This window comes from Enterobacter sichuanensis, from assembly GCF_002939185.1.
GTDB classification, from domain to species: domain Bacteria; phylum Pseudomonadota; class Gammaproteobacteria; order Enterobacterales; family Enterobacteriaceae; genus Enterobacter; species Enterobacter sichuanensis.
In genome coordinates this window covers 1-9956 of sequence record NZ_POVL01000084.1, presented here as the reverse complement: position 1 = coordinate 9956, position 9956 = coordinate 1, and the positions used below count along the sequence as shown (strand labels likewise).

The window sequence follows — 9956 nt, the reverse complement described above, 5'->3', positions numbered from 1 at the left end:
TTAGAGAGGATGTAAAAGTAAAATAATTGTTATTTATTTGCCTTAAGAAAGCAGATGGAAAAAAACAAAAAACGTACTAAAATTTATGTCCTGAATAAATCAGTCATTAAGCATTACTAAGTTAATAAAAATCACTTCTGTTTATATTCATCCGTTGATTCGATAACCTTAATTGTATTTCATATACATATCTTTAACATGGTTTTTACCATGTTCACCACATCAAAACACAATTAACACATAGAATTGTTTTTGATTTAAATCAATGTTTAATCCTTGGAAAAAGGCGCCGAAAAGCGCTAAATTGTTCCCGATCAAAATGGCCGAAAAGTGGTAATTTTGCTATAAATTGATCGCCGTCGAAAAACGTAAATATGATTCAATAAAAACCTGTTTATTGTAAGGGTTTTGCAGCGTATTATATTTACGGGATCAATTTGAGTTTTTTATTAACGTATTCGTAACCTCACGTCATCGTTTTTATCCTCCCTCAGGGTAATAACGACGACAAGGATGCGAATAATTTGTATTGGGGCATGCGTGTGGGTCTCGTTCTGACGGGGTTCACTCTCGGAGTCTTCATGCGATGAGCAAGGAGTCATGATGTTAGATATAGTCGAACTGTCGCGCTTACAGTTTGCCTTGACCGCGATGTACCACTTCCTGTTTGTGCCACTGACGCTTGGTATGGCGTTCCTGCTGGCCATCATGGAAACGGTATACGTTCTCTCCGGCAAACAGATTTATAAAGATATGACCAAGTTCTGGGGCAAGTTGTTTGGTATCAACTTTGCGCTGGGCGTGGCAACCGGTCTGACCATGGAGTTCCAGTTCGGGACTAACTGGTCTTACTATTCTCACTATGTAGGGGATATCTTCGGTGCGCCGCTGGCCATTGAAGGTCTGATGGCCTTCTTCCTCGAATCCACCTTTGTAGGTCTGTTCTTCTTCGGTTGGGACCGTCTGGGTAAAGTCCAGCATATGGCGGTAACCTGGCTGGTGGCATTAGGTTCGAACCTGTCCGCGCTGTGGATCCTGGTCGCGAACGGCTGGATGCAGAACCCTATCGCGTCTGATTTCAACTTCGAAACCATGCGTATGGAGATGGTCAGCTTTGCCGAGCTGGTCCTGAACCCGGTAGCACAGGTTAAATTCGTCCACACCGTGGCTTCCGGCTATGTGTGCGGCGCGATGTTTGTGCTGGGCATCAGCTCTTATTACATGCTGCGTGGTCGTGACTTCGCCTTTGCTAAGCGCTCCTTTGCTATCGCTGCAAGCTTCGGTATGGCTGCCATCCTCTCTGTTATCGTTCTGGGTGATGAATCCGGTTACGAAATGGGTGACGTGCAGAAAACCAAACTGGCCGCAATTGAAGCCGAATGGGAAACGCAACCGGCACCTGCTGCCTTTACGCTGTTCGGTATCCCCGATCAGGATGCGCAGGAAAACCGCTTCGCGATTCAGATCCCTTACGCGCTGGGTATCATCGCAACCCGTTCTGTTGATAAGCAGGTGACGGGTCTGAAAGAGCTGATGGTTCAGCATGAAGAGCGTATCCGTAACGGTATGAAAGCCTACTCGCTGCTGGAACAGCTGCGTGCCGGCTCGACAGACCAGGCTGTTCGTGACCAGTTCAATACCGTGAAGAAAGATCTCGGTTACGGTCTGCTCCTGAAACGTTATACCCCGAACGTTTCCGATGCGACGGAAGCGCAGATCCAGATGGCAACCAAAGACTCCATTCCGCGTGTTGCACCGCTGTACTTTGCGTTCCGTATCATGGTGGGCTGCGGCGTCATCATGCTGCTGATCATTGCTGCGTCCTTCTGGTCCGTGATTCGTAACCGCATCGGCGAGAAAAAATGGCTGCTGCGTACCGCGCTGTACGGTATTCCACTGCCGTGGATCGCGATTGAATCTGGCTGGTTTGTTGCGGAGTATGGCCGTCAGCCATGGGCGATTGGTGAGGTGCTGCCAACGGCAGTGGCGAACTCCTCCCTGACAGCGGGCGACCTGATCTTCTCCATGCTGCTGATTTGTGGTCTGTACACCCTGTTCCTGGTGGCTGAACTGTTCCTGATGTTCAAGTTCGCGCGCCTTGGCCCGAGCAGCCTGAAAACCGGTCGCTATCACTACGAGCAGTCCACTGCGACTACTCAGCCGGCACGCTAAGACAGGAGTCATCAAATGATCGATTATGAAGTATTACGTTTTATCTGGTGGCTGTTGGTCGGCGTTCTGCTGATCGGTTTTGCCGTCACGGATGGTTTCGACATGGGGGTGGGGATGCTCACCCGTTTCCTCGGTCGTAATGACACCGAGCGTCGAATCATGATCAACTCCATCGCCCCGCACTGGGACGGTAACCAGGTGTGGCTGATCACCGCTGGCGGCGCGCTGTTCGCTGCCTGGCCGATGGTCTACGCGGCTGCGTTCTCCGGTTTCTATGTGGCGATGATTCTGGTGCTGGCCTCTTTATTCTTCCGTCCGGTCGGTTTCGACTACCGTTCCAAGATTGAAGATACCCGCTGGCGTAACCTGTGGGACTGGGGCATCTTTATCGGTAGCTTCGTTCCACCGCTGGTGATTGGCGTGGCCTTTGGTAATCTGCTGCAGGGCGTACCGTTCCACATGGACGAGTACATGCGTCTTTACTACACCGGTAACTTCTTCCAGCTGCTGAATCCGTTTGGTCTGCTGGCAGGTATCGTGAGCGTGGCGATGATCATCACTCAGGGCGCAACCTACCTGCAGATGCGTACCGTGGGTGAACTGCACCTGCGTTCTCGCGCGACGGCTCAGGTTGCCGCGCTGGTTACGCTGGTCTGCTTCGCGCTGGCCGGTGTGTGGGTGGTGTACGGCATTGATGGCTACGTGGTGACGTCCGCTATCAACCACGCAGCGCCGTCTAACCCGCTGACGAAAGAAGTCGCGCGTCAGGCAGGTGCATGGCTGGTGAACTTCAACAATACGCCTGTTCTGTGGGTTATCCCTGCACTGGGTGTGTTGCTGCCGCTGCTGACCGTGCTGACGTCTCGCCTGGAGAAAGGCGCCCTGGCGTTCGTGTTCTCTTCACTGACGCTGGCGTGCATCATCCTGACTGCGGGTATTGCCATGTTCCCATTCGTCATGCCATCCAGCACCATGCTGAATGCTAGCCTGACCATGTGGGATGCAACCTCCAGCCATATGACGCTGAACCTGATGACCTATGTTGCTTGCGTGTTCGTTCCGATTGTTCTGGCCTACACCATCTGGTGTTACTGGAAAATGTTCGGACGTATCACTAAAGAGCATATCGAAAGCAACACCCACTCTATGTACTAAGTAAGGAGCTGAATATGTGGTACTTCGCATGGATTTTAGGGACGCTTCTTGCCTGTGCTTTTGGTGTCATCACTGCCCTGGCGCTTGAGCACGTTGAAGCGACCAAAGCAGGTGAAGAAAAACACTGATGAATATTATCGCGACACTTTACGCGGTAATGGATAAGCGCCCGTTACGGGCGCTTTCTTTAGTGATGGCATTACTGCTGGCAGGTTGTATCTTCTGGGACCCTTCGCGCTTTGCAGCGAAAACCAGCGAGCTGGAAATCTGGCACGGCTTTCTCATTATGTGGGCGGTGTGCGCAGGTGTGATCCACGGCGTGGGCTTTCGCCCGAAAGCCATTCACTGGCAGGGGATTTTTTGCCCCCTCATTGCCGATCTGGTGCTTCTCGCAGGTTTGATTTTCTTCTTCTTCTGAATAAGAAATGTCCGTTAACGTTATGGGCTTACCCGAGCCCATAAAAATTTACTCTCCGTTTACTTTCTCCCATTCCAAACCATCTTTCCCGCGCGTATAGTAGCGAAGTTTAAAAGCTCTAACTTTTGTTGCATTACTGGGATGTAAAGTGAATACAACGCTGTTTCGATGGCCGGTTCGTGTCTATTACGAAGATACCGATGCCGGTGGTGTGGTTTACCACGCCAGCTACGTTGCTTTTTATGAACGGGCACGCACAGAGATGCTGCGCCATCATCACTTTAGTCAACAGGTGCTGTTGGCTGAGCGAGTTGCCTTCGTGGTACGCAAGATGACGCTTGAGTATTTTGCGCCTGCCAGACTCGACGATATGCTCGAAGTCCAAACTGAAATTACATCAATGCGCGGGACCTCACTGGTTTTCACGCAGCGGATAGTCAACGCAGAGAACACCGTACTGAACTCAGCTGAAGTACTGATTGTTTGTGTTGATCCAACCATAATGAAGCCTCGTGCGCTTCCTAAGTCTATTGTCGCGGAGTTTAAGCAGTGACTGACATGAATATCCTTGATTTGTTCCTGAAGGCAAGCCTTCTGGTTAAACTTATCATGTTGATTTTGATTGGTTTTTCAATCGCATCCTGGGCCATCATCATCCAGAGAACGCGTATCCTCAATGCCGCTGGCCGTGAAGCAGAAGCGTTTGAAGATAAGTTCTGGTCGGGCATTGAGCTTTCTCGTCTGTATCAGGAAAGCCAGGGACGCCGTGAAAACCTGACCGGCTCCGAGCAAATTTTTTATAGCGGCTTCAAAGAGTTCGCCCGTCTGCACCGCGCAAATAATCATGCGCCGGAAGCGGTCGTGGAAGGGGCCTCGCGTGCCATGCGTATCTCGATGAACCGTGAGCTGGAAAATCTTGAAACCCACATTCCTTTCCTCGGTACTGTCGGTTCCATCAGCCCGTATATCGGCCTGTTTGGTACGGTGTGGGGCATCATGCACGCCTTTATCGCGCTGGGCGCGGTGAAGCAGGCGACCCTGCAGATGGTTGCCCCGGGTATTGCAGAAGCACTGATTGCGACCGCTATCGGTCTGTTTGCGGCAATCCCGGCGGTTATGGCTTACAACCGTCTGAACCAGCGCGTGAACAAACTGGAATTGAACTACGACAACTTTATGGAAGAGTTCACTGCGATTCTGCACCGTCAGGCGTTTACCAGCACCGAGAGCAACAAGGGGTAAACCATGGCCAGATCGCGTGGACGAGGTCGTCGCGAGCTCAAGTCCGAAATCAATATCGTTCCACTGCTGGACGTTCTGTTGGTACTGCTGCTGATCTTCATGGCGACAGCGCCAATCATTACCCAGAGCGTGGAAGTGGATCTGCCGGATGCGACAGAATCACAGGCGGTAAGCACCAATGACGATCCTCCGGTTATCATTGAGGTTTCCGGCGTAGGGCAATATAGCGTCGTGGTTGAAAAAGATCGTATGGATCAGCTTCCACCTGAACAGGTCATTGCTGAAGCGCAGCGTCGCCTGGAGTCAAATCCGAAAACGGTCTTCTTAATCGGTGGCGCGAAAGACGTACCCTACGATGAAATTATTAAAGCGCTGAACTTGCTACATAGTGCGGGTGTTAAGTCAGTTGGCTTAATGACTCAGCCTATTTGATCATCCGCGTAGTTTTTGGGAACCGATAGTGTCAAAGGCAACCGAACAGAACGACAAGCTTAAGCGAGCGATAATCGTCTCCGCAGTGCTGCATGTGATTCTCTTTGCAGGGCTGATCTGGAGTTCGTTCGACGAGCATATTGATGCATCAGGCGGCGGTGGCGGTTCTTCCATTGATGCCGTAATGGTGGATCCCGGTGCGGTCGTGCAGAACTATAACCGTCAGCAACAGCAGCAGGCGAGTGCAAAACGAGCTGAAGAGCAGCGTGAAAAACAGGCGCAACAGCAAGCGGAAGAACTGCGTGAAAAGCAGGCCGCTGAGCAGGAGCGTCTGAAGCAGCTTGAAAAAGAACGTTTGCAGGCCCAGGAAGCGGCGAAAGAGCAGGCACAGCAGCAGAAGCAAGCTGAAGAGGCCGCGAAGAAAGCCCAGGAACAGCAAAAGCAGGCGGAAGAGGCGGCAGCGAAAGCCGCAGCGGATGCAAAAGCACAGGCTGATGCCCAGGCGAAATTAGCGGCCGAAGCGGCGAAGAAAGCTGCTGCCGACGCCCAGAAGAAAGCCGAAGCGGAAGCCGCGAAGAAAGCCGCTGCTGATGCCCAGAAGAAAGCTGAAGCGGAAGCCGCGAAAAAAGCCGCTGCTGATGCCCAGAAGAAAGCAGAAGCAGAAGCCGCGAAAAAAGCCGCTCAGGAAGCAGAGAAGAAAGCTGCTGCCGAAGCCGCGAAGAAAGCGGCTGCAGCCGAGAAAGCAGCAGCAGAAAAAGCTGCCGCTGCTGAAAAAGCGGCTGCGGAGAAGAAAGCGGCCGCAGAGAAGGCTGCTGCCGACAAAAAAGCTGCAGCTGAGAAGGCCGCTGCCGATAAGAAAGCAGCAGCTGAAAAAGCGGCTGCTAAAAAGGCTGCCGCCGCTGAAAAAGCCGCTGCTGCCGCAGGGGTTGACGATCTGCTGGGCGATCTCAGTTCTGGTAAGAATGCGCCGAAAACAGGCGGCGGGGCGAAAGGGAGTGGTCAGCCGTCTAAAGACAGCGGTACTTCGGGTGCCAACGGTGGTGCTACGGGGGCAGATATCAGCGCTTACGCTAAGCAGATTCAGGTGGCTATTCAGAGTCGTCTGTTTGATGCAGGCCTTTACCAGGGCAAACAGTGCGTGCTGCATATCAACCTTGCGCCAGACGGCCGGTTGAAAAATGTGACGTCTGAAGGGGGCGATCCTGCGCTTTGTCAGGCAGCATTGGCCGCAGCAAGATCGGCGAACATTCCTAAACCGCCTAGTGAGGCTGTTTATGAAAAGATAAAAGATGCCAAACTGGACTTTAAGCTGTAATCGACTCTCCTTACGGAAGTATGAAAAACAGTCTATTGTCGTAACCAGGGTTTAGTAGTTTTGTCTATTTGGGTTTGTTAACATTCTGCTAAATTATCGTGGGTAAGGTTACCCGGATAAGGGAGATATGATGAAGCAGGCATTACGTGTAGCATTTAGTTTTTTAATGCTGTGGGCAGCTGTACTGCACGCAGAAGTACGTATCGAGATCACCCAGGGGGTGGACTCGGCACGCCCAATCGGTGTTGTTCCGTTCCAGTGGGCCGGTTCTGGCGCTGCACCTGAAGATGCCGGTGGCATCGTGGCGGCTGACCTGCGTAACAGCGGTAAATTCAACCCGTTAGATCGTTCTCGTCTGCCTCAGCAGCCGGGGAGCGCGCAGGAAGTTCAACCTGCGGCGTGGTCTGCACTGGGCATTGATGCCGTGGTTGTGGGTCAGGTTACCCCTAACCCGGACGGCTCTTACAACGTGGCCTGGCAGCTGGTGGATACCGGCGGTGCACCAGGTACCGTTCTGGCCCAGAACTCTTATAAAGTCACTAAACAGTACCTGCGCTATGCGGCACACGCAGCCAGCGATGCGGTATTCGAAAAACTGACCGGCATTAAAGGTGCGTTCCGTACCCGTATTGCTTACGTGGTACAGACCAACGGTGGTCAGTTCCCGTATGAGCTGCGCGTATCTGACTACGATGGTTACAACCAGTTCCTGGTGAAGCGTTCTTCCCAGCCTCTGATGTCACCAGCCTGGTCTCCGGACGGCTCCAAACTGGCCTATGTCACCTTCGAAAGCGGCCGTTCTGCGCTGGTTATCCAGACGCTGGCTAACGGTGCTGTTCGTCAGGTGGCGTCGTTCCCTCGCCACAACGGTGCGCCGTCGTTCTCTCCGGACGGGTCTAAACTGGCCTTTGCGCTGTCTAAAACCGGTAGCCTGAACCTGTACGTAATGGACATTGGCTCTGGCCAGATCCGTCAGGTCACCGACGGTCGCAGCAACAACACTGAACCTTCATGGTTCCCGGACAGTCAAAACCTGGCGTTTACCTCTGACCAGGCTGGCCGTCCACAAATCTACAAAGTAAACATTAACGGCGGTGCTCCGCAGCGTATTACCTGGGAAGGTTCTCAGAACCAGAACTCAGACGTGAGCAGCGACGGTAAATTTATGGTAATGGTAAGCTCCAACGGTGGGCAGCAACACATTGCCAAACAAGATCTGGTAGCGGGTGGCGTGCAAGTTCTGTCGTCAACGTTCCTGGATGAAACGCCAAGTCTGGCACCTAACGGCACTATGGTAATCTACAGCTCTTCTCAGGGGATGGGATCTGTGCTGAATCTGGTTTCTACAGATGGGCGTTTCAAAGCGCGTATTCCGGCAACTGATGGACAGGTAAAATCACCTGCCTGGTCGCCGTATCTGTAAATAATAATTAATTGATTACTAAAGGAATCATAGAAATGCAACTGAACAAAGTGCTGAAGGGGCTGATGATCGCTCTGCCTGTAATGGCAATCGCAGCGTGTTCTTCTAACAAGAACGCCAGCAATGACCAGAGCGGCGAAGGCATGATGGGTGCCGGCACCGGTATGGACGCGAACGGCAATGGCAACATGTCTTCTGAAGAGCAAGCGCGTCTTCAGATGCAGCAGCTGCAGCAGAACAACATCGTTTACTTCGATCTGGATAAATACGACATCCGTTCTGACTTCGCTGCGATGCTGGATGCTCACGCTAACTTCCTGCGTAGCAACCCATCTTACAAAGTCACCGTAGAAGGTCACGCGGACGAACGTGGTACTCCAGAGTACAACATCTCCCTGGGTGAACGTCGTGCTAACGCTGTTAAAATGTACCTGCAGGGTAAAGGCGTTTCTGCTGACCAGATCTCCATCGTTTCTTACGGTAAAGAAAAACCTGCAGTACTGGGTCACGACGAAGCGGCTTACTCCAAAAACCGTCGTGCCGTACTGGTTTACTAAGAGAATTGCATGAGCAGTAACTTCAGACATCAACTGTTGAGTCTGTCGTTACTGGTTGGAATAGCGGCCCCCTGGGCCGCTTTTGCTCAGGCACCAATCAGTAGTGTCGGCTCAGGCTCGGTAGAAGACCGGGTCACTCAACTCGAGCGTATTTCAAACGCTCACAGCCAGCTTTTAACCCAACTCCAGCAACAACTTTCTGATAACCAAAACGATATTGACTCTCTCCGCGGACAGATTCAGGAAAGCCAGTATCAGCTTAACCAGGTTGTGGAACGTCAGAAGCAAATCTTGTTGCAAATAGATAGCCTGAGCAGCGGTGGTGCAGCGCAAGCACAGCCAGCCGCGGGCGATCAGAGCGGGGCGGTAACCTCTGCGCCGGCAGCGGATGCATCTGCTTCAACAGGCGCGCCTGTACAGAGCGGTGATGCAAATACCGATTACAACGCGGCCATTGCCCTGGTGCAGGATCAATCTCGTCAGGATGACGCGCTTGTTGCGTTTCAGAACTTCGTTAAGAAATACCCTGATTCCACTTATCAGCCGAATGCGAATTACTGGCTTGGTCAGTTGAATTACAACAAGGGTAAAAAGGACGATGCGGCGTTTTATTTTGCCTCAGTGGTGAAAAACTATCCGAAATCGCCAAAAGCGCCTGATGCGATGTACAAAGTGGGCGTTATCATGCAGGACAAAGGCGACACTGCGAAGGCCAAAGCGGTTTATCAGCAGGTGGTTGCAAAATTCCCGGGCACCGAAGGTGCTAAGCAGGCGCAAAAACGTCTGAATTCGATGGGATGATTACCGCATGACCAGAAATCGCGTTATTTCTGGTCGTGCCGCATGATTACTAAGCAGTTAAGTGATCTTCATCGAAATTTTTGTTGCGCTGAATTCTTAAATCAGTAATATATGCCGCCGTTGCCACGGGATATCAAACAACGTGAAAACAGCGTAAAAGTGGGTCGTTAGCTCAGTTGGTAGAGCAGTTGACTTTTAATCAATTGGTCGCAGGTTCGAATCCTGCACGACCCACCACTAAGTCAGGTGGAAGTAGTAGTAAAACGTGAAGGATAACGTTGCGTCAGCAACGGCCCGTAGGGCGAGGCGAAGCCGAGTCATCCTGCACGACCCACCACTTAACGCATTATCAGCAGTACAGAGTGGGTGATTAGCTCAGTTGGTAGAGCATCTCCTTTACACGGAGGGGGTCGGCGGTTCGAGCCCGTCATCACCCACCAC

At 51.9% G+C, this 9956-nt stretch carries 11 protein-coding genes and 2 tRNA genes; all 13 read left to right on the top strand.

The window, feature by feature from the left end; translation table 11 throughout:
- The first annotated feature begins 603 nt into the window (after positions 1–603).
- The 13 genes from cydA to C5687_RS22650 all read left to right on the top strand — a co-directional run bounded on the left by cydA (position 604) and on the right by C5687_RS22650 (position 9955).
- Entirely contained in the window at positions 604–2172 is a 1569-nt protein-coding gene (cydA, locus tag C5687_RS22710) for a cytochrome ubiquinol oxidase subunit I (RefSeq protein ID WP_025757209.1), read from the top strand.
- A 15-nt stretch (positions 2173–2187) separates the two neighbouring features.
- On the top strand, positions 2188–3327 hold the full coding sequence (cydB, locus tag C5687_RS22705; RefSeq protein ID WP_045286160.1) for a cytochrome d ubiquinol oxidase subunit II: 1140 nt from the start codon (positions 2188–2190) through the stop codon (positions 3325–3327).
- Between the two features lie 14 nt (positions 3328–3341).
- Complete coding sequence (cydX, locus tag C5687_RS22700) at positions 3342–3455, top strand: cytochrome bd-I oxidase subunit CydX (protein WP_003858598.1); 114 nt, start codon at positions 3342–3344, stop codon at positions 3453–3455.
- Positions 3455–3745, top strand: coding sequence for a cyd operon protein YbgE (gene ybgE / locus C5687_RS22695; protein WP_014831116.1), 291 nt, complete (start codon positions 3455–3457; stop codon positions 3743–3745). Before cydX ends, ybgE begins: the two co-directional genes overlap by 1 nt.
- A 148-nt stretch (positions 3746–3893) precedes the next feature.
- Positions 3894–4298: a tol-pal system-associated acyl-CoA thioesterase gene (ybgC, locus tag C5687_RS22690; RefSeq protein WP_003858593.1), complete on the top strand. Its 405-nt coding sequence runs from the start codon at positions 3894–3896 to the stop codon at positions 4296–4298.
- Positions 4295–4987 carry a Tol-Pal system protein TolQ gene (tolQ, locus tag C5687_RS22685; protein ID WP_008501101.1) on the top strand — a complete coding sequence of 231 codons (693 nt, stop codon included), beginning with the start codon at positions 4295–4297 and terminating at the stop codon, positions 4985–4987. The genes ybgC and tolQ overlap by 4 nt, the downstream gene beginning before the upstream one ends.
- A gap of 3 nt (positions 4988–4990) precedes the next feature.
- Positions 4991–5419 carry a colicin uptake protein TolR gene (gene tolR / locus C5687_RS22680; protein ID WP_003858589.1) on the top strand — a complete coding sequence of 143 codons (429 nt, stop codon included), beginning with the start codon at positions 4991–4993 and terminating at the stop codon, positions 5417–5419.
- A 28-nt stretch (positions 5420–5447) separates the two neighbouring features.
- Positions 5448–6734 carry a cell envelope integrity protein TolA gene (gene tolA / locus C5687_RS22675; protein WP_095452230.1) on the top strand — a complete coding sequence of 429 codons (1287 nt, stop codon included), beginning with the start codon at positions 5448–5450 and terminating at the stop codon, positions 6732–6734.
- 130 nt (positions 6735–6864) lie between these two features.
- Positions 6865–8157: a Tol-Pal system beta propeller repeat protein TolB gene (gene tolB / locus C5687_RS22670; protein ID WP_047958042.1), complete on the top strand. Its 1293-nt coding sequence runs from the start codon at positions 6865–6867 to the stop codon at positions 8155–8157.
- 35 nt (positions 8158–8192) lie between these two features.
- A complete protein-coding gene (gene pal, locus C5687_RS22665; RefSeq protein WP_003858578.1) occupies positions 8193–8714 on the top strand; it encodes a peptidoglycan-associated lipoprotein Pal in 522 nt (173 codons plus the stop codon).
- A 9-nt stretch (positions 8715–8723) separates the two neighbouring features.
- A complete protein-coding gene (gene cpoB, locus C5687_RS22660) occupies positions 8724–9515 on the top strand; it encodes a cell division protein CpoB (RefSeq protein ID WP_047958043.1) in 792 nt (263 codons plus the stop codon).
- A gap of 161 nt (positions 9516–9676) precedes the next feature.
- Positions 9677–9752: transfer RNA gene (locus C5687_RS22655), tRNA-Lys, on the top strand.
- 127 nt (positions 9753–9879) lie between these two features.
- Positions 9880–9955: transfer RNA gene (locus C5687_RS22650), tRNA-Val, on the top strand.
- Position 9956: the final 1 nt, after the last annotated feature.

Bases quoted from the DNA above. Each gene is read 5' to 3' on its own strand.
- cydA (WP_025757209.1), top strand. From the start codon at position 604: ATGTTAGATATAGTCGAACTGTCGCGCTTACAGTTTGCCTTGACCGCG.
- cydB (WP_045286160.1), top strand. From the start codon at position 2,188: ATGATCGATTATGAAGTATTACGTTTTATCTGGTGGCTGTTGGTCGGC.
- cydX (WP_003858598.1), top strand. From the start codon at position 3,342: ATGTGGTACTTCGCATGGATTTTAGGGACGCTTCTTGCCTGTGCTTTT.
- ybgE (WP_014831116.1), top strand. From the start codon at position 3,455: ATGAATATTATCGCGACACTTTACGCGGTAATGGATAAGCGCCCGTTA.
- tolR (WP_003858589.1), top strand. From the start codon at position 4,991: ATGGCCAGATCGCGTGGACGAGGTCGTCGCGAGCTCAAGTCCGAAATC.
- tolB (WP_047958042.1), top strand. From the start codon at position 6,865: ATGAAGCAGGCATTACGTGTAGCATTTAGTTTTTTAATGCTGTGGGCA.
- pal (WP_003858578.1), top strand. From the start codon at position 8,193: ATGCAACTGAACAAAGTGCTGAAGGGGCTGATGATCGCTCTGCCTGTA.
- cpoB (WP_047958043.1), top strand. From the start codon at position 8,724: ATGAGCAGTAACTTCAGACATCAACTGTTGAGTCTGTCGTTACTGGTT.